At 53.8% G+C, this 21,841-nt stretch carries 15 protein-coding genes; all 15 read right to left on the bottom strand.

What is annotated here, in order from left to right; translation table 11 throughout:
* Positions 1–14: 14 nt before the first annotated feature.
* The 15 genes from IAE55_RS26760 to IAE55_RS26690 all read right to left on the bottom strand — a co-directional run bounded on the left by IAE55_RS26760 (position 15) and on the right by IAE55_RS26690 (position 21,770).
* Positions 15–1,496: a sulfatase-like hydrolase/transferase gene (locus tag IAE55_RS26760; RefSeq protein WP_200634341.1), complete on the bottom strand. Its 1,482-nt coding sequence runs from the start codon at positions 1,494–1,496 to the stop codon at positions 15–17.
* The gene (locus IAE55_RS26755; protein WP_186381789.1) at positions 1,493–2,839 is read right to left on the bottom strand and encodes a sulfatase-like hydrolase/transferase; all 1,347 of its coding nucleotides are present in this window, start codon (positions 2,837–2,839) and stop codon (positions 1,493–1,495) included. The genes IAE55_RS26760 and IAE55_RS26755 overlap by 4 nt, the downstream gene beginning before the upstream one ends.
* Before the next feature lie 62 nt (positions 2,840–2,901).
* A complete protein-coding gene (locus tag IAE55_RS26750; RefSeq protein WP_200634340.1) occupies positions 2,902–4,449 on the bottom strand; it encodes an ABC transporter substrate-binding protein in 1,548 nt (515 codons plus the stop codon).
* A gap of 30 nt (positions 4,450–4,479) precedes the next feature.
* Complete coding sequence (locus IAE55_RS26745; RefSeq protein ID WP_145156400.1) at positions 4,480–5,322, bottom strand: carbohydrate ABC transporter permease; 843 nt, start codon at positions 5,320–5,322, stop codon at positions 4,480–4,482.
* 12 nt (positions 5,323–5,334) lie between these two features.
* Positions 5,335–6,297 carry a carbohydrate ABC transporter permease gene (locus tag IAE55_RS26740; protein WP_145156399.1) on the bottom strand — a complete coding sequence of 321 codons (963 nt, stop codon included), beginning with the start codon at positions 6,295–6,297 and terminating at the stop codon, positions 5,335–5,337.
* Between the two features lie 18 nt (positions 6,298–6,315).
* Positions 6,316–7,479 carry an ROK family transcriptional regulator gene (locus tag IAE55_RS26735; RefSeq protein ID WP_145156398.1) on the bottom strand — a complete coding sequence of 388 codons (1,164 nt, stop codon included), beginning with the start codon at positions 7,477–7,479 and terminating at the stop codon, positions 6,316–6,318.
* 27 nt (positions 7,480–7,506) lie between these two features.
* Positions 7,507–8,457, bottom strand: a complete 951-nt coding sequence (locus IAE55_RS26730; protein WP_145156397.1) for a formylglycine-generating enzyme family protein — start codon at positions 8,455–8,457, stop codon at positions 7,507–7,509.
* A 269-nt stretch (positions 8,458–8,726) separates the two neighbouring features.
* Positions 8,727–8,969, bottom strand: a complete 243-nt coding sequence (locus IAE55_RS26725) for a hypothetical protein (protein ID WP_145156396.1) — start codon at positions 8,967–8,969, stop codon at positions 8,727–8,729.
* 309 nt (positions 8,970–9,278) lie between these two features.
* The gene (locus tag IAE55_RS26720; RefSeq protein WP_145156395.1) at positions 9,279–10,670 is read right to left on the bottom strand and encodes a sulfatase family protein; all 1,392 of its coding nucleotides are present in this window, start codon (positions 10,668–10,670) and stop codon (positions 9,279–9,281) included.
* A 320-nt stretch (positions 10,671–10,990) separates the two neighbouring features.
* Positions 10,991–11,176, bottom strand: a complete 186-nt coding sequence (locus IAE55_RS26715; protein ID WP_145156394.1) for a hypothetical protein — start codon at positions 11,174–11,176, stop codon at positions 10,991–10,993.
* A gap of 11 nt (positions 11,177–11,187) precedes the next feature.
* Positions 11,188–12,735 carry a sulfatase-like hydrolase/transferase gene (locus IAE55_RS26710; protein WP_145156393.1) on the bottom strand — a complete coding sequence of 516 codons (1,548 nt, stop codon included), beginning with the start codon at positions 12,733–12,735 and terminating at the stop codon, positions 11,188–11,190.
* An 8-nt stretch (positions 12,736–12,743) separates the two neighbouring features.
* Complete coding sequence (locus IAE55_RS26705; protein WP_145156392.1) at positions 12,744–14,228, bottom strand: sulfatase-like hydrolase/transferase; 1,485 nt, start codon at positions 14,226–14,228, stop codon at positions 12,744–12,746.
* Between the two features lie 3 nt (positions 14,229–14,231).
* Entirely contained in the window at positions 14,232–15,716 is a 1,485-nt protein-coding gene (locus tag IAE55_RS26700; protein ID WP_145156391.1) for a sulfatase-like hydrolase/transferase, read from the bottom strand.
* Between the two features lie 15 nt (positions 15,717–15,731).
* Positions 15,732–17,528 (bottom strand): GH39 family glycosyl hydrolase, encoded by a 1,797-nt coding sequence (locus tag IAE55_RS26695; RefSeq protein WP_145156390.1) that lies wholly within the window; start codon positions 17,526–17,528, stop codon positions 15,732–15,734.
* 30 nt (positions 17,529–17,558) lie between these two features.
* The gene (locus IAE55_RS26690) at positions 17,559–21,770 is read right to left on the bottom strand and encodes a glycoside hydrolase family 2 TIM barrel-domain containing protein (protein WP_200634339.1); all 4,212 of its coding nucleotides are present in this window, start codon (positions 21,768–21,770) and stop codon (positions 17,559–17,561) included.
* Between the last annotated feature and the right edge of the window lie 71 nt (positions 21,771–21,841).

Genomic DNA, 21,841 nt, shown 5'->3' with positions numbered 1-21,841 from the left:
TCAACTCCGTTCTCCTAGTCGTGTTCGGTTGACCGTACCCTGTCCTCGTCTGTCCCGATCGCGAGCGCCGGTCCCCAGTCCGCCGTAGCCACAGTCGCATATTTGTTAAAAATGATATCGCCTGCTTGCGCCGCTTCCTGCCACATCTTCAAGTACAGTTCCTTCTTCACGCTTGCATACTCGGGAGCGTCCGCCATATTCTTAAGTTCGTAAGGATCTACGGACAGATCGTACAATTCATCCACATCCGTCGGGTGGTAGACGAATTTGTACCGCTCCGTCCGAACCATTCGCTGCGTGTAAAATACTTCTACGCCGTTGCACTGACTGTATACGGCATCACGCCAATGCGGAAGACGTTCATTCTGGAACCAGCCGGCCAGGCTCACGCCGTTGCATTCGTTTAGAGCTTCCGCGCCGGCTAACTCCACGAAAGTCGGAGCCCAATCCATGATGCTGACCAGTTCGTCCACGACTCTTCCCGGCTCTGCGATGCCCTTCGGCCAGCGAGCGATACACGGAAGTCGGTAAGTCTCTTCGTAGGGGCTGATGCCTTTCAGATACAGACCGTGCGCGCCCCCGCTCTCTCCGTGGTCGGAGAGGAAGACGACCAACGTGTCATCTGCCTGGCCCGAAGCTTCCAGTGCAGATAACACTTTGCCGAAGAGGTCGTCCACCATTGTGCAATAGCCCCAATAATGAGCTGTCGCTTCCTGCACTTCCTCGGGCGCAAGCTGGTCCCACACTCTCCGCATACGTCGGTATACGCCAGGCTTATCGGCGAGCGAGTCGCCGTAATTCGGAGGCAGCGGAATGTCTGCAGGGTCGTATAGCTTGGCGTACTCCTCCGGAATGACGAATGGATCGTGAGGTCCAGTTACCCCGACATATAGGCACCACGGCTTGTCGCTGCCGCTTAGTTCATGCAGCTTGTCGACTGCACGATTGACGACCTTGGCGTCTCTCGTATGCTCGCCGGGCGTATCCGATATGCCGTACAGCCGGTAAGGTCCCCATCCGGGACGTATAAGCTCGCCGCGTCTACGTTCGGTCTGCGGCTCCTCTCGGGGCATGGCCCGCCACTCTGGAATCGTAAGCCCCATCTGGGCGTCCTTGCCAGCCACGACCATGAGTTCCTCCCACCCCCGATCGGCTGGATTCTCCTCTGCGGACACATGCCACTTACCGGAGAAAAACAGGTCGTATCCCGCCGCTCTCAGCTTCTCGGAGAAGGTCCCAACGCCATGCCGGAGTCCCCTCCCAAACGCCGCCGTATTGCTGACGTTGTTGTAGATGCCGTGACGTGACGGATAAAGTCCGGTCATAAAGGATGCCCTTGACGGACAGCAGTGCGTCATCGTCGTGAACGTCTGACGGAAGATGATGCCCTCCGAAGCGAGCCGAACCGCGTTCGGCGTTCGGCAAGGGTGTTCCGACGCGATGACTTGAGCTTGCTGCTGATCGGTCATGAAGATCAGGATGTTGGGTCTGGTCATAGAGCCTCAAGCACCTTAAGCTGCTCCTCCTGAAAAGCATGAGCCCGCTCGTTCTCCCGTTCGGGATCGCAGATGCGGCGAAGCTCACCCTCGAGCTCAAGTGCCTTCTCCGGGAAATCCGTATAGACGTTATGAAGTTCGTCCGGATCGTCGCTAAGACGGAACAGCTGGTGCGGCGCCTCCATGTAGTAAATCAGCTTCCAGTCGCCTTTGCGAATCATATAAGCGCCGGATCGCGTGCCGTGTCCGTGGTACTCGGAGAAGACGACTCGATCCGGATCGGTAGCGGGAATGTCCTGAAGCGGGCGTCCCGTCCACTCCGATGGTCGTCTTGCGCCCACCGAGCGGAAGATGGATGCCTGCACGTCCAGCAGATCGACCGGCGTGTCCACGACAGTTCCCGCACCGAAGTCCGGTCCGGCCGCGATCACCGGAATGCGGACTGAATCTTCGTACAACGAGCACTTCCACCACATGCCGAATTTGCCTAGCATTTCGCCATGGTCCGACGTATAGACGACATTGGTGACGTCCGCCATAGAAGTGCTCTGCAGCGTATCCAGCAGCCGGCCGACTTGCCGATCGATGAAGGTAACGTTGCCGAGATAGCCTCTGCGGAGGCCGCGGACCTGCTCTTCCGTGAAGAGATCCGCTTCGAAATGAGCGCGCAGATCCCGGGCGTACGGATGGTCTGCGCTCTCCTGTTCCCTTCCGTAGCGGGGAAGGTCTTCTCCATGCGGATACAAATCCCAGAACTCTTGCGTGTTCCATTGCGGAAAATGAGGGTTGATCAGATTGATCGTCAAGCTCCACGGGCGATCCAGCGTCGGCGCCGTCTCCCGGAGCCACTTCAGGGCTGCGTCTATCACTTTCAAATCGGCGTCGAAAGCATCCTTTTTGACGCCGAAGCCATTCGCTCTTTCCGCCGCATCCTTGCGGATGGCCATCGGCCTCCGGGAGAAATTGATGTCACCCGGAGGCTTTCCATCTTTGGCGAGATGAATCTCCGAGAAGCCGAGTTTCTCGCCTTTCTCATACACATGCGTTTTCCCGAAATGAACCGAATGTACCCCTTCTTCCTGTAGTACGCGGCCGTAGGAAGGGAAGTGACTGGGCAGATTGGCGTTGCAATTGCTGTACGCCTGCACCTCGTGCACCCGGCGTCCAGAGATGAACGCCGAACGACTAGGAGTGCAGAGCGGCGAAGGGCAATACGCATTCCGGTATACCGTCCCTTGCTGTGCCAGCCGTTCCAAATTCGGCGTCTGTACGAACGAGTGACCGTATACGGAAGAATAGAACGGGTTGTGCTCATCCGATAGTAAAACAATAAAGTTGCTCACGTCTCCGCCTCCTTGTGCTTGTAGTTCCAAGGCTTACGATCAAACAGATTTCCGCGCTTGAATCACTTCAATTGCGCATAATCATCTGCCTTGTAATCTTTGCTGATGTCCCAATTCGGGAACTGGAAGTCCGTAATATCGACCTGGACGCCATCTGATTTCACCTTGTCAACCGCATCGGCCAGCCCTTTGTTCAGCTTCTCGTCATAAGCCTTAAGAAGCGACGGCAGGTCCTTCTGGGCGCCGGTTAGCACCGATTGCAGTATATCGCTGTAGCCCGGCTTAACCTGCGGCTCCTGCAACGAGCCGAGCTCAACGATGACTTTAGCCGTCTCCGGATTTCGGACCGCATAATCGGGCCGAAGCTTCAGCAGATCCTTATGAAGCTGCAGAAACGTATTGAATTCTGGATAAGGATACAGCGAAGTGTCGTTGTTGATGCTGTTGATCGGGGTAAGTGCAACGCCGCTTTGCAGATATTTGGTGTAGAATGGCGGAGCCGCGAACGCCTTCTCGATGAACTCCCCAGCTTCCTTGGCATGCTGCGACGTTGACGAGATCATGAAGCCTGACGGGTCCGCTTCCACGTAGAAGTAAGTTGGCTTCTCACCATTCGGCGTCGGCACTTGAGCCAATCCGAAGTTCGCGTCCGGCGTATCGCGTTTGACGATCCACATCCGCGCCCTTCCGTCAATCAGGAAAGCTGCTTTGCCTTGTCCGAACAGGACGCTCGACTCAGTCGCTTTCAAGGTATAAGAGGAAGGCAGGATGCTGCCGTCCGCCTTTAATTGCTGCAGGAAGTTGAACGAGTCCACCGTTGCATTTGAGTTGTACACGTATTGGCCGGTTTTGTAATCGAATCCGCCCGCTTCTTCTGGAGAAACACCCGCAGCAAGCGCATCGACAAATTTTGATATACCGGAAGCCGATCCCGTTTCTCCGCCGCCGAACACGATTCCGTATACGTCGCCTTTGCCGCTCTCCGTTACTTTCTTGGCGTCTTCGCGAAGTTCGTCCCAGGTGGTAGGCGGCTTCTCCGGATCCAGGCCTGCATTCTTCAGCACATCCTTGTTGTAGTACAAGATCGAGCCTAGCTGCGGACCTGTCAGCGGCCAGCTGTACGTTTTGCCGTCAATGACGTTGACTCCTTCCACGAACGCGCCGTCATCGAACTGCTGCTTCCAGGCGTCCGAGACGAGTCCGTCGAACGGTTTTGCCCAACCGTCGGCCACGATGGAGCGTATATCCGTATTTTGTGGTGTTTGGAAAATATCCGGCAATTCATGGGATGTCGCGGCCGCTTGAATGGCCGTATTGTATTCGCTCCATGCCATATAACGAGCTTCCACCTCAATATGACCCTTGTTCTGCTCGTTGAACTCCTTGACCATGCGTTGTCCGGGGCTATTGTCGCCTTTCAGGAAGTCGCTGGCCCCCCATAAAGTGATCACCGTCTCCTTCTGCGAGTCCGTAGAGTTGCTTGCACTCGGACTCGGATTCCCGCTCGAGTTCGGACTTGGATTTCCGGAAGAAGAGTTGCTCGAGCAGCCGGCAAGCAAGGCAGCTACGGCAAAGCCGATAACGGACAATCGAAGTCGTTTGTTGTTCATGTGAGATCCTCCCATAACAGTTCGAATGACTTATCCTTTTATTGCTCCTGATACCCCTTCGATAAAATAACGCTGCATACATACGAACACGACAAGGATCGGAACCAGCGAGATGCTGGCGGCTGCCGCCATTCCGGTCCAGTCCATCGTATTCTCGCCGACGAATTGGAACATGCCGACGCCGAGCGTTCGAAGCTCTGGCTTGCCGAGCGTGAAGATGAGCGGCATAAGGAACGCGTTCCACGTCCACATGAATTGCATGATGGCTGCCGTAGCGATAATAGGTTTGGACAGCGGTAGTATAATTTGCGCGAATGTTCTAACGAATCCGCTGCCGTCGATCTCGGCCGACTCCGACAATTCCTTCGGAAGGCCTCGGAAGTAGGCGACGAATAACAGGATGAAGAGCACGTGAGCCCCGCCAACCTCTGCCAGAATGACGCCCCATAGAGAGTTGTTCAGCCCGAGCGAATTCACCAGCGAGTAGACCGGAATAATCGTATACCCCTTAGGCATGAACATCGTTGCCGTGACGGCGGTGACGAACACCATTCGTCCCTTGAAGCGATAACGACCGACCGCGTATCCCGTAAGCGCGCAGACTAGAATCACGATAACGACTACGGATACCGTGATAATGACGTTATTCCAGAAATAAACGGAGAAATGGGCTGTTTCCCATGCTCTTTTGTAGTTCGTGAACTGGAAATGTTGCGGAAGGAGCTTTATGCCGGATACGATGTATTCGTTGTTCGTCTTAAACGAAGACATGATCATCCAGACAAAGGGATATATCCAAACGGCGCCAATGACAATCAGTAACACATGAACTAAGCTGAATGCAGTCCATTTCTTTCTTCTGGTAGAGTTCATTTTCATCTCCTCCTAGAACCGCGCGGCATTGCGGCGGCCACCGGACCAACGCACCAGCAAACCGAGTACAAGCGAAATGATCATGACCGCAATACCGTATACGACGCCCGCGGCCGAAGCGAACCCGACCCGCGCGCCGCCGTTACCGGAGAAGGCATAGCGATAAATATACACGTCTACCATATCGGTCTTAAAAGCAGGGCCTCCGTCTGTCATCGACTTCACTAAGTCAAATACATGCAGTGCGTTGACCGCAGACATGAGCAGGATGACACTTCCGACGGGCAGCAGCAAAGGTATTGTAATATACCTCAGCAATTGGAGAGCCGATGCGCCGTCGATTTTGGCAGATTCGAACAGCTCCTTTGGTAGCGACTGGATTCCCGCCAGCCAATAAACCAATTTCATGCCAAAGGTCTTCCAGATGCCTACGAGCACGACGATCAGAAATGCCGTATCGATCGATCCGAGCCAGTCTATCGGAGTGGACAATAAGCCAAGCTTGATCAACAGCTCGTTGACAACGCCCTTGTAAGCGCCGAAGATAAACCGCATCACCAGGCCGACGACGGCTGTTGTAGTCACCACCGGTAGAAAATAGATCGTCCGATAGATGATTTTCCCTCGCAACCTTTCGGCGTTCAACAACAATGCCAGCAGCAGCGCAAGCGGCACTTGGGCGGCCACTACATACGCCATGAACAACAGACTGTTGCGAAAGGCGTTCCAGAAAATGGGGTCGGTCAACGTCTCTATAAAATTATCAAATCCCACATAGTCTTTAGGAGGGCCGTATCCGTCCCAGTCAAAAAAGGCATAAACATAGCTCATGACGATCGGATAAGCCGTAAACATCAGGAACAACGCCAGCTGCGGGGCGATAAATGCCAGACACCAAAGCTCTCGGCGCGCCCGATAGCCGACTAGAGGAGCGGCGCGTTTGTCCGCGATTGTTACTCGATTGGCAATACTCATGAACTCTTCCTCCTTGTTTCAGCTTGATCTTCGATGTTCGAAGATTTCATTCCACTGCGCCATGGCCGCGGCTCCGACCAGTCCGATATTCTCGCCTAATGACGATGCCACGACATCTACTTGCTCGCGCTTGGCCAGGTAAGATCTCTCGAACACCTCCCGGCGAATTCGATCGATCAGCGGCTTCGGTTCCTTAGCCAAAGGGCCGGCCACTATTACCTTCGGCACATAAATCATATTGAGATACGAAGCGAGTACCGTCCCGATTCTCCGACCGGCGCGCGAGACCGCTTCATGCGCCTGCGGTTCCCCTTTATTCAGCCGATCCAGAAGCTCCTGGCTGCCGGCGGCATAAAGCTCCGACACGATGGCCGTAAGAGAGGAGTACCTCTCCAAGCAGCCTCGATTGCCGCAATAACATTCCGGGCCCTCCGGGTCATACGTCATGTGACCGAATTCGCCTGCTCCCGTTAAACCACCGCGATACAGACGATCCCCGGTGACGAGGCCGGAACCAATGCCCGGTCCGATGTATATTAAGAGGAAGTCAGTAAGCATTCGACCAACTCCGAACATCTTCTCCGCCATAGCCATTGTCCGAATGTTATTATCCACGTATACCGGCGTACCGTATCTTTCTCTCAGAAGGGCGGCCAGCGGCACATCCTTCCATCCTAGATGCTCTCTGCTCAAATAAGTGCCCGTATCGAAATTCGCAGATCCTACCACTCCCACTCCGATCGCAGCGAACGAGCTTCGCCCCAATTCGGCAATACAAGCATCCATCTCGGCGAGCAGCCGTTCGATGAAAACATGCTGATCCCGTTCTTGCGATATATCGTATCGGCGCAACTTTCTGACGGTCCCAAGAATATCCACCAAGCCGATCTCCACTTCGTTTGCGTTCATGTGAACGGCAAGCGCATTGCATGCTCTCGGATGAAAAGCCAGTGCGACGGATTTACGTCCGACGCGCCGACGATCCTCTTCTAAATGACCTTTCTCCAGTATCAGATTCTCCTCGATCAATTCCGAGATTAGGTTGGATATGGTTGCCGGCGTCAAGGATGTGATTTCAGCAATGTGCTGCCTGGAGATGGATCCGTATCGAAGCAAACACTGCAATACCGTTCTCTTGTTCGTCTGCTTGGAGCGAGTAATATTCTGACCCATAAGCACCATGAGATCAGTGCCCTCCCTCCTGATTCGTCATCCGTCTACAACGCATCGGAAGCCCAAATTGCCTGTCGAACTTTCCGGTGTATTGGAACTTCGCGCCGCTACCCGATATCGATTGCAGTACGATTTATGGCATAAATAGGAGCCTCCTCGCATGACCCTGCTCGTTCCTATGGCCGGTCCTTTCGGATTTCGGCGCTTCGAATGCTTGGATGCGGAAGGGGAGAACCAGTCGGAGCACCATTCCCACACGTTACCGACCATGTTGTATAAGCCATAATCGTTCGGAAGATACGATCTTGCTGGCGCCGTCCCGATGAAACCGTCAGCGGCCGTATTCTTAAACGGGAACTCTCCTTGCCAAATGTTGCATCTATGCTGTCCTTCCGGTTTCAATAGATCTCCCCAAGGATATTTTTTCTGAACCAGACCACCACGTGCGGCGTACTCCCACTCTGCTTCGGTCGGCAGCCGTTTGCCGGCCCATCGGCAATAAGCAGCGGCATCATTCCATGAGATGTGAATGACGGGATGGTCCATTCGATCCTCGATCGTGGTTCTTCCTCCTTCCGGTCTTCGCCAATCAGCGCCGTTGACGGCCAACCACCAAGGGGTTCCCGGAACAATACGACTTTCGTTCTTCACCTCTTCCGTTACGAGCAAGTGGAACACAAACGACCAACCGAATTGCTCGGCTTCCGTCACATAACCTGTATCCTCGACAAAATCAGTAAACTTTTCGTTCGTGACCGCTTCAAAATCGATGTAAAAGGGCGAAAGTTCAACCTCTCTTACGGGTCCTTCTCCATCTGCAGGGAACCCATCCTTGTCCTCTGTCCCCATTAAGAAGACGCCGCCTTCCAAATACGCCATGCCGTAGTTGCTCTTCACCCTAGCTTGAAGCTGGTCGTCAGCGTCCGCCGTTAGCTGCAAAACTTGTCCACGTCCGACACTACAGCAAGAATGCCCGTGTTCATGCATCGCCGTCCCTTCCTTTGGTTAAAAATTTAAATTAACTAATTGCATAGACCGTATACAAACAAAAAAAAGACGCAAACTTTCCCCTTGAAGGAAAATGCGTCTCCGGTTCGTCCGGTCAACGGAATATGTTTTATGTCAAGTATTATACTCGGAATAATGTATATTTCAAGCTCGTTTTTGCAATCTTCTCTTACGATTTGTGGCCCTGTCCCGTTACAAGTACCGTGCCTTTAGCGCCGGCCACCGGTGCACCTGATTTCGCTAATACGTTAAACACTTAATAAAGTGGATTTGCCTGCGATTTGCCGCCCCCCTGGGACGTTTGCCCCGCAGCCGTTCCCTCCGCAGTAGTAATCCCATCCGTCTTTATTGAGCAGGAGTGAGGCCGTCGAAGGAACTTGCAGCTTGCCGAGGATATCGATCAGCGTAATCTCATTACCCTCCTTGTCCGTACCAATCGGGTCATGCAGAGAGACGTCCTTGCGCGTCTTCTTAAGCGATCTCAAGTACATAAGTATTTCGTTCTCAATACAACGTGCGGCAAACGTGGCAAGTTTCGTGCCTTTTCCGGTCTGAAGGCTTTTGTCCTTATCTTCCTGTTTACACAGAGTTTGGATTCCACATTATAACAACCATCGTCCTGAAAATTGAACAAGCTGTTCCCAGAAATATTCTTGGAACAGCTTGCACTGGGTAGTGCCTTTGTTCCAGTGTTGCGATGCCGCAGCCCATTGTTTCTCATCCTCCTCGTTACTTTAACCGGCTCTTGTAGATACTTTATCTCATCATAGCGACATCGGCTACAGTAAATTCACAGGCCGCTAGTCCAGATCCTGTATTTCCCGGCGCAGACTTTCCAACTGTTCGTGTAACTGCTTGACGATATCCGAGTAAGCTGAATCGGCGTGCACATTGTTTAATTCCATCGGATCGCATTCCAGATCAAACAGCTCCCACTCCGGCGTCCAGGATTCGTCAATGGCCCCGGTTGCGCCCAATGCCTCGCCATAATAATAAATGAGCTTGTAGCGGTCCGTACGAATCCCGTAATGGGCACATACATTATGTTGGGCCAGATGCATCCAGTAACGGTAGTACATGGCCGTGCGCCAATTTCCGGTCGTTTCTCCATTGAGCAAAGGACGCAGGCTGTAGCCCTGCATCTCTTCAGGAACAGGGGCGCCGGCATAGTCCAGCAGGGTTGGCGCAAAGTCGACGTTCACCGCAATTTGCGGTACCGTGCTTCCCGGTTTGATTTCCTTCGGATACCGCACGATAAACGGCATACGCAGGGACTCCTCGTACATAAACCGCTTATCGTACCAGCCATGCTCGCCTAGGAAAAACCCCTGGTCCGAGGTGTAAATGACTATCGTGTTGTCCGTCAATCCCTCATCATCGAGATAATCGAGAATTCGGCCGACATTATCGTCTATGGAAGCAATACAGCGCAAGTAATCTTTAATATAACGCTGATACTTCCAGCTTTTGAGCTCCCTCTCCGTCAATCCGGCAGGCAGCGGGACTTTGTAATCTTTCTCATTCATGTCCCTCTCAATGGTCATCCTGGCCGCAGCCGCAGCCTTGGACCGGTTCGAATAATCATCATCAAAAGTCGGCGGCTCGGGAATATCGGTATCCTCATAAAGATGGGCATGCTTCTCATCCACCAGCCAGTGGCGATGCGGTGCCTTATGATGGCACAGCAGCAGGAACGGCCTCTCCCTGTCGCGTCCGTTCATCCAATCGATAGATAAATCCGTAACCACGTCGGTCACATACCCGTTTACTTTTTTCTCTACGCCGTTTTCAATAAAAGTCGGATTGAAGTAGCTCCCCTGACCGGGAAAAATACTCCAATGATCGAATCCCGCCGGATCGTTCTCGGGCCCGTGGCCCAAATGCCATTTGCCGATTATGGACGTCTGATAGCCGTCCTTCTGAAGCAAAGAAGGAAAGGTCGTTATTCGGTTGTCCAGGCTGTCCCGCAATGTTTTGACACCGTTTATATGGTTGTAGAGTCCCGTCAGAATGGTTGCGCGGCTTGGAGCACAGATCGAATTGGTGCAAAAGCAATTATCGAACCGGGTTCCTTCATTAGCAATTCGGTCAAGATTCGGCGTCTGATTGATTCTGCTGTCGTAGCAGCTCATAGCGTGCGCAGCATGGTCATCGCTCATGATAAAAATGATATTGGGTCTCGTGTCATTCATATGCTCGGGTAATCTCCCTTTTTGTTCTAACCCTCATTTTAAAAATGCTCACTGAAGCTCGGCAGTCCCAAATTTGCTTGGATTCTGCCAAGCCGTGTCATCGGTGCCGTAGAAGGCTTTTTTGCCGTCATTCCAATTGATGTACGTATTGTTCGCCGGATTGCTGGTAACCGCAATTTTGGCCGCGTTAAAACTGGTCAGATTGCTGACCCCATTTCCATAAGGACCATTGTCGTTGGCAGGCTCAAAATCAAAATCGTTAAACCAGATCCGGGCTGTGTTGGCGCCGCTGTTCTTAATCCACTCTTTTTCTGAATCGGTCAGCCCCCAATCGCCGTCACGTTCTCCCCCATAAATCTCGGCGATGTGCCCACATTTGTGTCGGACAAGGTAAGGGAATAGGTAATGACAGCCGCATCAGCCTTGTCGGTCTTGGAGGGCGCCAGGATCAGAGCGGATGTCAGCGCAACACTCAGCATGGCGGGAATAACCTTTTTAATATTCATTAGCGCTCCTCCTACATGGTTTCATAATTGCCGTAAAAAGCAAAGTGCGCCTGCGGCGTTCCGTTCAGCAGATTGCCGTCGCATTCCTTGACAAGCTTCTGTCTAAGCTCCAGAACCTTTTGCATATATTGATCTGCCACATTGTTGTCCTCGCGGTAGTCCTCCTCAATATGATACAGCTGGTATTCCACCGCATCGCCGATCTGGTTGATAAAAGCGCCGAACGGGCCAAGTTTATATTTGTCCGTGTGGATGACGCACCGCAGCTTCCATCCGTCCTTCGTGACAATCGCAGGTCCCATATAACTGGCATAAACCACGTATTCATGTCCTGTGAACGCGTCGGCTTCATTCTTAATAAGCGGTGCGAAGGAAACACCGTCTTTATTCCCCGGCATCTCTGCACCCGCCAGTTCCGCCAGAGTTGGCATCAGGTCATAGCCCGCGATCAATTGATCGGAAACGCTGTGAGGTTGAATGGTACCGGGCCAGCGGACAAGATAAGGAATTCTCACTCCCCCTTCCCAGCTTGTCAGCTTCAGTCCGGCCATGCCGTCATTGCCGTCAAACACGTCACCGCATGTATCCGAGTGAAATTTGGTATGGATATTGTCGATGGGCCTGCCATTCAACAATTCCTGTCCCGATGTTCTTCCGGGCTGCGAATACCCAAGCGTATGGCCGTTGTCCGAACTGAAGATCACAACGGTGTCCTCCGCAAGGTTCAGCGCGTCCAATTCATCCAGGATTAATCCGACCGTCCGGTCGAGTCGCAGCACCATGGACGCGAACTCTTTTTCAATATCCGTAAGCTCGGGATTGTCCGCCACCGACGGATGAATATGCGGATAAAATACCGGCCCGTGGGGAAGCTGCGACGGATGGTACAGAAAGAACGGGACATCGCGGTGCTGCCGGATATAATCCAAGAGCTTTTGATCGTATACATCTTGGGAGTAAATCCGTCTGCCCGTCATATCGATTCTTTCACCGTCTTCAAAAGCGCTTCGCCTTGCGCCGCAGTCGATAAGCGTATTCCCCTCAATGTCCACCTTCTGTCCGTTCTCAAAAAGAAAGGTCGGGTAATAGCCGTGGCATCTTTGATGGTCATAATCGCCGAAATGATAATCCCAGCCGTGCTTTGCGATCTCTTCGCCGGTCGTTGCGAACCCCCACTCCAGCTTACCGATTTGTCCGGTGGCATATCCGGCCTGTTTGAGAATTTGCGGAAGATAGACATCGTCCGGCCCGCTCTGGATTCCGGTGTTGTGAATCAATTCATACACCTGCTCCAGCGTCATCGTGCCTTTGTCCAATTCCTTGTAGACGCCCGCTTTGGTGAAGGTCCATCGGCCGGCGTGAACATCGTGGACCCCGCAGAGCAGACTGGCTCTGGCAGGAGCGCAAAAAGAACAGCCGTAAGCATGGGTAAAACGTATCCCTTCCCCTGCTAATCTGTCGATGTTAGGCGTTGCAAAGTGCTTTTGCCCATAGCAGCTCAGCATGCCTCTCCCAAGGTCATCGGCATAGATATAGATGATATTCGGACTGGCTTTCATAGCTCTCCTCACCTCTTTTCGTTCGCGTATGTGGGCAGCTTCTCCCCGGCCCTTCGCGGGTCCAATCTGTAAGGGACCGCATCGACCGTTTCCATATACCAATGAACAAGCCGCTCCAGCATATCTTGCCGCACATCCGCATATGATTCGTCCTCGATCAAATTGTGCAGCTCGTCCGGATCATTCGCCAGATCGTACAGCTCATCCCGCTCATAGAGTCGTTTGATATACTTGAACTCCCTGGTTCGGACCATGACGACCTTCCCGTGAAATTCCGGGTAGTCGTTCTGCACGCCGACCCTCGGCCAGTACAGCGCTCCCGGCCACAAGCCGTTCGGCTCGTGCGTATGCGGCTCGTACACAAGCGCCCCGCCTTCGCAGAACACCTGCCCTCGGTGCTCATGCGCCTCACCGGTGCTGACCGGGACGAGCGAGCGGCTGAACGTCGTATGACGTTCCGGCAGTCCGGCAAGCTCCGCTACCGTCGCATAGAAATCAAGCAGCTCTACCAGCGCATCGACCGGCTGCTCCCGCTTCGGCACCGGAATCCATGACGGATATTTAATAATCAGCGGAACTCTGCTTAGCGAGTCTTCAAAGTCATTCTGCGACTTCTCCACCATGCAGTAATCGCCGGCATATTCCCCATGGTCGCTGAAGACGAACACCGCCGAGTCGTCCCAGTGTCCGCTTTGCTTGACGGCTTCGGTCAGACGGCCCAGCGAAGCATCCGTCTTCGTAATCATGCCGTAATAGACGGCTAGGATTTCCTTGAACTCGTCTTCTCCGAGTCGCTCAAGCCCCATCCGCTCGCGCACTCTGTCCAGGAAGGCCGACTTCGTGCCGGGCTCGGGCTTGGCAATGATCGGCGGAAGCTTGTCGCGGTCGTACATGGAGAAATACGGCTCTTCCACCCGGAACGGCGGATGGGGAGATGATACGGTAATGAACAAGCAGAAGGGCTCCGGCGGCCCGCTTGCCAAAAAGTCGATGGCGCCCTGCACAATCGCGTCGTCGCGGATAAACATTTCCTTATCCCCCGCCTTGCCGCGATAGAACGAGTAGTACAGCGGATCGCCCGCATCCATAACGGGACCGGAATTCGATTCATAGCTGCCCGGAGCCGGAGTGAACAATTCCGAGCACCATTCATGAATATCGCCGGATTTCACAGGGGGGATGGCGTTGCACCAAACATAATAACCCTGATCCTTCAGCTCCTTCAGAATGACGGGATCGTCATCGTCGATCACCAGCTTATGCTCCTGCACGCGGTGCCCTTTGACATGCGGATACCGCCCGCTCATAAACGAACAGCGGCTTGGCGTGCACACTGTATTTTGTACAAAGCAGTTTGAGAAGGCGACGCCTTCTCCGGCCAGCGCATCGGCATGAGGCGTTCGGATAACTTTATTTTCGAGGTAACCGACATCCTTGCCCCGCCACGAATCGGCAATAAAAATAATCAGATTGGGCCGTTTAGTCTGCGACATCCGTTACAGCCTCCCTTCCAGCGTATGCATGACAGGCTCATAAGGAACGACGTCGGCCGTTTCCATATACCATAGCGCGATCCGATTTAACATATCATTGCGTATCGCCGCATATTGGGGATCGCCAGCCAAATTGCGCAGTTCGTCCGAATCAGCGACAAGATCATACAGCTCATCGCCTTCGTACAACCGCTTCACGAACTTCCATTCCTTCGTCCGCACCATGACGCCTTTGCCGTGCGATTCCCGGTCATCGTTCTGCGCGCTGAGCCGCGGCCAATACACTCTCTCCCGGTTGACCGGCGGCTCATGGGTATGGGGCTCGGACACAAGCGCCCCTCCTTCGCAGAATACCTGTTCCCGGTGTTGTTCGGCCTGACCGGTGCTGACCGGAATAAGTGATCGCCCGAAGTGGGTATGCCGCTGCTTCAGGCGGGCCAACTCGGCCACCGTCGCATACACATCGATCAATTCAACCAGTTCGGCCACCGGCTGCTTTCGCTCCGCAACCGGAATCCAGGATGGATATTTGACAATAAGCGGGACTTTGGTCAAGTCGTCCTCAAAGCCGTTTTGCGATTTCTCCACCATATGGTAATCGCCGGCATACTCGCCGTGGTCGCTGAATACAAACACCGCCGAGTCGTCCCAATGCCCGCTTGCCTTTAGCGCGGTCATCAACCGCCCCAGAGCGGCATCCGTCCGGGTAATCATCCCGTAGTACACAGCGAGTATTTCCCGCATATCGTCTTCGCCGAGCGCATGAAGATTCATCCGCTCTCGAATGAGCGTCATATGCCGGGATTTGGTCCCGTCCTCCGGTCGGGGGATGATCGGGGGAAGCCCGCTGCGGTCGTACATGGAAAAGTAAGGTTCATCAACCTGAAACGGAACATGAGGATCATGCAGCGTCAGACATATGCAGAAAGGTTCGGGAGGCGTGTTCTCCAAGAAGCGGACCGCTCCATCGACCAGCGCGTCGTCCCCACTCCAGATCGGCTGATCCCCTATTTTCCCGCGGTAATGCGAATAAAACAGCCGGTGGCCGGGATTCAACGCGGGAGGCTTCAAGTCGGCTTCTGTCGAATGGCCCGGGCGGAATCGAAGAGAGCATACGCTCTCTTCTTCCTCTACGCGAACTACGTCATTTTTCCCTCCCCACCAGACGTAATAGCCTTGATCCTTCAATTGCTTTAGCAAAAAAGGTTCGTCCGGTGACAGCATGTGATGCATGGTCCGGTGACCTCTTATATGCGGATACCATCCGGTCATAAACGAGCAGCGGCTCGGTGTGCACACTGTGCTTTGTGCAAAACAATTGGCAAAGGCTAGCCCTTCTTCCGCCAGCAAGTCCGTGTGGGGAGTCCGGATAACGGGATTGCCGAGGCAGCCGGCATCTTTGCCCCGCCACTGGTCCGGGATAAATAAGATGATATTGGGCAAACGTTGTTTTTCCGGGTGATCAGGCGGATTTGTCGGCCTGGGCATCGGCTGGCCTCCTCATCAATTGACCTGAAACGTAACGGAGTTAGAGGTAACTCCCTGGTAGCTTCCGGTTATGGCAGCAGTCGTGCCGCTAACCTTGCCGATGGCCAATCCGGTCGCAATCATCTGAACGTTGGTATTGTTGGAAGACGTCCAATTGATCAGGTCGGAAATATCCTGGGAGGTTCCATCCGTATAATGCGCCGTCGCGGTAAACTCCTTGGCTCCGTATAGTCCGACCGAGACCGTAGAAGACGGAGAGATATCAATGGAGCTGATCGTTCTCGCCGTATAGCCCCTCGGAATTTTAATTAAAGTGACCGTATCGGGAGCAATGTAGAACGTCAATGCACCGTTTGTAATGGTTTTGTCCCAACGGGTCCCCGCTTGATTGGCATTCGAGGTCGTAAAATAGGCCGGAGCGTTGCTGATGCCGATCGCCGTAGTGTCCAAATCGATTTTTTGCGTGTCGGCAGAGCTCAGGTTGGACAGCAAGACATAATAGTAAGAGGGGTCCCTGGAAACGAGCAGCTGGTCGCCGGGCAGCGTGGTATCCACGTTCAGAATGTCTTTAATTTTACTGGCGGCCTGCGCGATTAGGTTGTACGTAAAGTAGTATTGATGCACACCCGTATATTCCGGGCTTCCGGGGTTCACAGAGTTATTGGTATCGTCAAACTTAAATTTCAGGATACCTCTCAACCAGCTGTGCGAGGAATCATAAGTTTTCGCTTGATGAATCAACTGGAGGTACAGCTGGGCCAACTGGGCGTTGACATGCGGATCATCCGGGTTGTGTCCGGACAGTCCGGCATTGGTCTCCGTGACATACAGGTCTTCAATTTGCCCGTCGGGGTTGTTGTTACGGATTACGTCCTGAATTCTTCCCACATTGGCCTGCTGATAACTCAGGCTTGGGTTTTGAGTATCTGCCACAGCCGGGGACCGGTAAGCGTGATAGCTGATTGTATCGGAGTAATAATCCCCTTTTTGGGTATCAATGCCGGTTCCCTGCAAGTTGAGCGTATCGGATAAATACTGGTCGTCCGTAGGATTGGTATGCTCAGGCACGGAGGATAACGCCGGAGTCAGGATATGAACCGTTTCCGACGCATTGACTTTGTGGACAGCCGACTGGACGGCATCGCTGGCATACTGCGCGATTTTCACATAATTCTGAGCAGTGATGCCGTTGATGTTCGGTTCGTTGCCGATTTCAAAGTTGACGAACCCGTAATTTTTGTAAGCATGGTAGACGAGGGCAAAGGTGAATTCCCACCATTCCCAGTAGTCGTCCCAATCATTTAAGTCATCGGGAAACCAGGTGTTCTGGGCGTCCCCGCGAAGAACGATGATCGGTGTGATGCCTTCCGTGGACAAAAAGTCAAGATTCGAGTCCAAGTTGGAAGTCGCAAACCGGGCATTAAACGCATCCCAATTGATATAGCTGTTGCTTTCGGGATTGGCAAGAACGGCGTTTTTCGCCGCATTGAAGCTGCTCAGGCTCGTCACGTTGTTTCCGTACGGCCCATTGTCGTTTTGCGGTTCGTAATTCCAGATATTGAACCAAACCCGGACCGCGTTAATGCCGCTGTTCTTGATCCACTCCTTGTTGGATGCCGTCCAGTTGAAGCCGTTCGCGTTGGTGATGTTCTCACCGATATGCTGCGGCGTTTTGCCCGCTACCGAATCGAGAATTTTCAAGGTATGGCTTTGGGTAGCCGCCTGAACGGGAGAAGAGGACAGTGGAGAAATGAGGGTTGCAGCCAATAAAGTCAGCGCGATTGGAACAGACAGCCATTTGCTTTTTTTCACAATAAATCCCTCCAATAATGAATGAATTTTTCACTCCGCAAAAATCAACTGTGCCGTCAGTTGCTTTGTCCCCCGCGACCATGGAAACGAAAGCTCCGCCTTCACGCCTTTTTCAGCGTCGTCAACGTCTCTGAGCAGCAGCTGAAATTCAGCCTGTTCGGGATAACCGTCCTTCCAGCCGAATACCTCAAGAGGCACCGCCAACTCGATAGCATAGCCGTTTAGGGGGATGGACGCCGAGCCGCCCTTGATCCAGTCGATATCCGGATTAAACTGAAAAGCCTTATAACCCATCCGCTTCCAGGCGCTTCGCGCTTCGGAAATTGGCGACCAGTTGTCTTCTTTCCCGTTGGCTTTCCGTTTGCGGACAGACAGCTTTTGCTTGTCTGTGAGATACGCTTGCAGACATACCCCGTTAAGAATGAGTTCGAACCCGTCTCCTTGAACCGCGTCCGCATCCTCACCCTTCCAAACACATAGGGAATCGTCCAGAACATGGGCGGCGATGTACAGCTCCAGGTCGTCATGCATCATATAGAAAATCCCGCTGCAATCGCTGTTGTCCTTCACTGCGCCGAAAGAAACGGAGCGGCTGTCGAGGACAATGGGCTCGCTGCGCTTCCACTTCGTGAGATTCGGATCGCCGACCTCGCACACCCACTCCTCCAAATGGCCGTCGATCCGAATATCCTCGGCTCGCTGCGCGCGGATCGCGGGGCGTAGATTCTCCCCGCTTTCTTCCAGCTTCACTCCCAAATTGGTCAGCAGCGTTCTTAGCATATAGCGAGCGTATGCCGATCCTTCGGTTAACGGAAGCTGGCAGACGGTCAAGGTGCATTTGCCGATCGACAGCTGCACGGCGGCGTAGCTATGAACGGCAACGGGCAGGTGAACGAACCAGTTTCCTTTGGTTTTCGTCACCACATCTGCCACCGGCCAGAAGGGCTCTCCCTTCAGTGGATGCTGAATGATTTCTCTCCGATGCACTTCAAGGGGATAGCGGATAAAAGGCCCCCGGGCCGCTTCACAGTCCATCCCGTTCAGCCCCCATACGAGGGAATGCCCGGCGCGGAAGTGAAGCCCATTGTAATTCCCGGTATCCTCAAGGACCGTAAAATGGTTTCCAAACACTGTAATGCCGCCGGGCTTTCTTTCGAGCAGCAGCACCTCGCACGGACTGCCGGACAAACTCGAAACCGCCTCCTCCAGCTGGGGAGTCCATTCCGTCTCCGGGCCAATAACCAACCGGCTGAAATGGCCCTCGCCCAGCAATGGAACGGGAGTCTCCTTTTCATCCAAAATGACAGCGGTGGCGCCCTGCTGCCGGAGAAGCTCTCCGGTGGAGGAGCCGAGCACCAGCACTTTCTCCTGGAAGGGACGCTCCGGGCTTGCCACAAGATAAGACAGGATGTCGTACAACAGCCATGTCGCCTGCGGGTCAATCGTGAAATTATCCGCTATTTTCAATTGGGAGAAGATGACGTGACCTTCGCCTAGAGCGCATTCCAAGAGAGAGGCATAATCCTGCCTGTTCCCCCCTGCCAGAACCCTCAGGTTAGCCGTACCGGCATCCTTATTGGTGAAGGGCTTCAGCAGGGTATCGTCGACTACCCTGCCGTCCCCGGACCGCCAATAGGATACGGCTGTGTCCGGCACATGCCGGAAGACCGGATGGCCCTTGGCATACACCGCTGCGTAACGGCTGGCATAGTTGGACCGGTCCGGCTCCGGCTGCTTGCCGATTCCCCGGAAGGCCAGCGGCAGCCCCGTCAAAGCGGAAGTGAAACCCAAAGGAAGAGGGAACCAGCGGTTGGGCCTCGATTGGTCCAGGACGAGCAGCTTCCCTCCCCGGTTGATCCAGTCGTTTAGAAGTGCGCCTTCCTCTGAGGTCAAATCGTCGGATGCGCCCGGCCCAAGAATCAGAATATCCACTTTCTGCAAATCCTTCATAGATCGGACAAGCGAAGCCCGAAGCTCGCGCGCGTTCAGTTCCTGCGTTTCCCCCATCAGCCCCAGCCGTGCGTTTAATTCCGGCGGCTGCCCGGTGGGATAAGCCCATAATCTTTTTCGGCAGGTATAGATTTGCTTGCCGCCCAGCGTCAGAGCCGTTTCCCATTCCAGCGCTTGAACCTCATTGACCGCCGGGACCTCAAAATTGACACTGAATCTCCGGTGCTCCCCGGGAGCCAGCTCCAGTATGACCCGCTGAACGATCCTTCTGCTTCGGCCAGACCGGACCGCAACCTCGGCTTCAATCGCCGCGGATTCCTCCGAATCGTTCATCACCAGAACGGTATGACTTGCGGATTCTCCACTCCATACGTGGGACCACTTCTCCAAGAACATAGCGGCCACAGGCGCAAAGGCTTCGGCGAATCCTTTGGCGATCGGTTCATTGAGCCGGTAGCTCCACCGATCGGGAGCCCAGCCCGGATTCACCAGCTCCTTGGGTACATTGGGATCATCTCCGTAGGGGGAAGCGAAATCCGGCGCGGGCTCCATCTCTCCCGAGTTCTTTAGAAACAGCCGATGACGATACGGGAAGATCGGCAGGAATGCGTCCATCAGCCAGTGGTAGGGCATCACACCGGACACTCCGAAGCTCCGCCATTCCATAATCCGCTCGTGATAAAACTTTCCCATCCTCTCGGAGTACTCGGAATAATGGAGGGAATCCAGCCCCGTCATGCTTCGCAGAAGCCCGGCCTTTCCCCCGCTCCACCATTCCCCTAGCACGAGCGGCTTGTCCCTGACTTTGCTCCATGCTTCACACAAAGCCGTATAGGTTTCATGATGGTGAATATGATAGATGTCGCTGTGACCCGCCATCGAACCCGCCCCGCTATGCTGAACCGGCCGGGTGGCATCATGCCGCAATACGAGATCGTCCAGCTTTCGGACCCACGGCATGAATTGATGCTGGCTGCGAACCTGTTCGTTCTCCACATCCCATATAATGACGCTGGGATGATTCCAGTCGCGCTTTACCCATTCCTCGAATTCTGTCTCCAAATGACCAAGCAATCGTTCGCCGCCCCTGTTGTAATGAGCGCCGCCCGCACTCCAAATGCCCGATTGGTCAATCATCAGCAGCCCGATTTCGTCGGCGACCTCGTACATGATTTCGGGGCCGATTAATCCATGAACCCGAATGCAGTTGACGTTCAATTCCTGCTTGATCGTACTGTAGAACAGCTCCAAATAATCCCGCCTGGAGAAGCTGCCGAGCATTTGAATCCCCATATTGAAGGAATCCCCGAACAGCCGCGTCTTTACCCCGTTCAGATAGAAATCGCCCCCGTCGATCCAGAACTCGCGAAACCCAAACCGTTCCCGGTGTCGATCCACCAGCAGGTCCCCTTCATACAGCAGCACCTCCAGCACATAGAGATGGGGATGCCCCGGACTCCAGTACTCAGCATCCTCCCACGGCGATCTCACAATAAGCTCCGCCCCCGGTTCGGTGCTGTTTACGGAAAGGTCCACATCCAGCCTCTTCAGGACAGCGTCATCTTCAGGGCTGCTCTCAAATCCGCCATTATAATTGCGGATGAGGAGTTCCAACCGCGAAGTCTCTTTTAGGGCCGCACTGGCGCAAAGCTTAACGGTCAGCTCGCTCTTCCGCCAGGACGTTTCGACTTTGCAGGCGGTTATATGCGCCCGATGCTTCGCCTCGATATAAACCGGCTGCCAGATCCCGCCGAAATAGGGATGGTCCGGCAGCATCGGGTCTGGGATATTATTTTTAACAGGCATCACTCCGACCTGATACAAGAGAGCGTCCGTTTCGTGATCGTAGGCGGCGGTGCCATCCTGAACGAAGACATGCACGATTTGCCGGCCTTCATCCACCAAGACATCCGTAATATCAAAGAAGAACGGGGTGTAGCGGCCCCCGTGCTCACCAACAAACCGACCGTTTACATAAACGCGGCATAGTTGCGATACCCCCCGAAAATGCAGCTCATATCTCTTTACGTTGTCCCGGTCCGCCAGCTTAAAAGCGGTTGCGTACCACGCCTCATGCACCTGCTTCCAGTTTCGGGAATGGTCGTATTGTTCGGGAAGATCCCAGAAGGAGGGCACCTTGATCGGCGACCATTCCTCCTCCCGGTCTGCGGGTTTGAACCACCACTGCGTATGAAGCATCCCTTTGCCGTCAGCTTGCTCTTCCGGAGAGAGCAGGACGCCCCCATCCAGAAGAGCTGTGCTGTCTTTATATAACTCTTGATCCAAATCCATAGAAGTCTCCTCCGGCTTTCGCATCTATATCTTCCGAGTGAAAATTTACTGTCTGGACTTCTGCAAAATGC

The sequence above is a fragment of the Paenibacillus sp. S28 genome, from assembly GCF_016624415.1.
In the GTDB taxonomy this organism is placed as follows: domain Bacteria; phylum Bacillota; class Bacilli; order Paenibacillales; family Paenibacillaceae; genus Paenibacillus_AQ; species Paenibacillus_AQ favisporus.
The sequence above is the reverse complement of the archived record's forward strand: the minus strand, read 5'-3'. Positions and strand labels throughout refer to the sequence as shown.

Excerpts from the sequence above, each read along its gene's own strand:
- IAE55_RS26760 (WP_200634341.1), bottom strand. The coding sequence starts at position 1,496 with ATGACCAGACCCAACATCCTGATCTTCATGACCGATCAGCAGCAAGCT.
- IAE55_RS26750 (WP_200634340.1), bottom strand. The coding sequence starts at position 4,449 with ATGAACAACAAACGACTTCGATTGTCCGTTATCGGCTTTGCCGTAGCT.
- IAE55_RS26745 (WP_145156400.1), bottom strand. The coding sequence starts at position 5,322 with ATGAACTCTACCAGAAGAAAGAAATGGACTGCATTCAGCTTAGTTCAT.
- IAE55_RS26740 (WP_145156399.1), bottom strand. The coding sequence starts at position 6,297 with ATGAGTATTGCCAATCGAGTAACAATCGCGGACAAACGCGCCGCTCCT.
- IAE55_RS26735 (WP_145156398.1), bottom strand. The coding sequence starts at position 7,479 with ATGGTGCTTATGGGTCAGAATATTACTCGCTCCAAGCAGACGAACAAG.
- IAE55_RS26730 (WP_145156397.1), bottom strand. The coding sequence starts at position 8,457 with ATGCATGAACACGGGCATTCTTGCTGTAGTGTCGGACGTGGACAAGTT.
- IAE55_RS26725 (WP_145156396.1), bottom strand. The coding sequence starts at position 8,969 with ATGTACTTGAGATCGCTTAAGAAGACGCGCAAGGACGTCTCTCTGCAT.
- IAE55_RS26720 (WP_145156395.1), bottom strand. The coding sequence starts at position 10,670 with ATGAATGACACGAGACCCAATATCATTTTTATCATGAGCGATGACCAT.
- IAE55_RS26715 (WP_145156394.1), bottom strand. The coding sequence starts at position 11,176 with ATGAATATTAAAAAGGTTATTCCCGCCATGCTGAGTGTTGCGCTGACA.
- IAE55_RS26710 (WP_145156393.1), bottom strand. The coding sequence starts at position 12,735 with ATGAAAGCCAGTCCGAATATCATCTATATCTATGCCGATGACCTTGGG.
- IAE55_RS26705 (WP_145156392.1), bottom strand. The coding sequence starts at position 14,228 with ATGTCGCAGACTAAACGGCCCAATCTGATTATTTTTATTGCCGATTCG.
- IAE55_RS26700 (WP_145156391.1), bottom strand. The coding sequence starts at position 15,716 with ATGCCCAGGCCGACAAATCCGCCTGATCACCCGGAAAAACAACGTTTG.
- IAE55_RS26690 (WP_200634339.1), bottom strand. The coding sequence starts at position 21,770 with ATGGATTTGGATCAAGAGTTATATAAAGACAGCACAGCTCTTCTGGAT.